At 67.8% G+C, this 1252-nt stretch carries 3 protein-coding genes; all 3 read right to left on the bottom strand.

Annotated elements, in window-relative coordinates:
- Positions 1-149, bottom strand: a 149-nt coding sequence (locus DK254_RS03135) for a sugar phosphate nucleotidyltransferase (RefSeq protein WP_256595808.1), incomplete at its 3' end; no start/stop codon positions are given.
- The gene (gene rfbD / locus DK254_RS03130; protein WP_109932149.1) at positions 146-1054 is read right to left on the bottom strand and encodes a dTDP-4-dehydrorhamnose reductase; all 909 of its coding nucleotides are present in this window, start codon (positions 1052-1054) and stop codon (positions 146-148) included. The genes DK254_RS03135 and rfbD, both read right to left, overlap by 4 nt.
- Positions 1051-1252 (bottom strand): GDP-mannose 4,6-dehydratase (locus DK254_RS03125; RefSeq protein ID WP_177412021.1); only part of this gene is annotated, 202 nt, incomplete at its 5' end. The genes DK254_RS03125 and rfbD, both read right to left, overlap by 4 nt.

Here is a 1252-nt window from a genome sequence, read left to right as displayed (position 1 = left end):
TCGCGGATGCCCGCCAGCATCAGGGTGCTGAGCGGGTAGTAGATCATCGGCTTGTCGTAGACCGGCAGCAGCTGCTTGGAGATGGCCAGGGTCGCCGGGTGGAGGCGGGTGCCGGAACCCCCGGCGAGGATGATGCCTTTGCGTTTCATACTGCTCCCTGGTCTACCAGTTCCCGGATCATGCGTTGGACATGGTACTCCCAGGCGGGCAGTACCAGGCCGAAGGTGCGTTGCAGCTTGTCGTTGGCCAGGCGCGAGTTGGCCGGGCGTTTCGCCGGCAGCGGGTATTCGCTGGTGGCGATGGTGGCGATGCGCTCCGGCGTGGCGCGCAGGCCGGCGCCCAGGCGGATGGCTTCGCCGATGACGAACTGGGCGTAGCGGTGCCAGCTGGTCTCGCCGCTGGCTACCAGGTGATAGGTGCCGCTGGCCCGCTCGCGCAGGTCGGTATCATGGGCGAGGCGTTGCAGCGCCAGGGCGGTGACGTCGGCGATCAGCTCGGCGCTGGTCGGTGCGCCCACCTGGTCGGCGATGACGCGCAGTTCGTCGCGCTCCTTGGCCAGGCGCAGCATGGTCTTGGCGAAGTTCGCCCCGCGCGTGGCGTAGACCCAACTGGTACGGAAGATCAGGTGGCGGCAGCCGCTCTCGCGGATGGCGAGCTCGCCTTCCAGCTTGGTCTGGCCATAGACGCCCAGGGGGCCGGTGGCGGCATCTTCCTCGAAGGGCGCTTCGCCGCTGCCGTCGAAGACGTAGTCGGTGGAGTAGTGCACCAGCCAGGCATCGATTTCCCGCGCGGCCTGGGCCAGGGTAGCAACCGCCTCGGCATTGATCCGGCGGGCGGCGTCGACGTCGCTTTCGGCCTTGTCCACCGCTGTGTAGGCGCCGGCGTTGACGATCACGTCGGGGCGCTCTTCGGCGACCAGCCTGGCCAGCCCCGCCAGGTCGCCCAGGTCGGCCCGCTGCCTGTCGCAGACCACCAGTTGCGCCAGGGGCGCCAGGGCGCGCTGGAGTTCCCAGCCGACCTGGCCGTTGGCGCCGAGTAGAAGAATCTTGTTCATGCGTACTGCTTACCTACCCATTCACGGTATGCGCCGCTGGTGACGTTGTTCACCCAGGCCTGGTTGTCCAGGTACCAGCGCACGGTCTTGCGGATGCCGGTCTCGAAGGTTTCCGCCGGTTTCCAGCCCAGCTCGCGCTCGAGGCGGGTGGCGTCGATGGCGTAGCGACGGTCGTGACCGGGGCGATCTTTGACGAAT

Source organism: Pseudomonas sp. RW407 (assembly GCF_003176655.1).
GTDB lineage: Bacteria > Pseudomonadota > Gammaproteobacteria > Pseudomonadales > Pseudomonadaceae > Pseudomonas > Pseudomonas delhiensis.
This window is presented reverse-complemented; position numbering and strand designations above follow the sequence as displayed.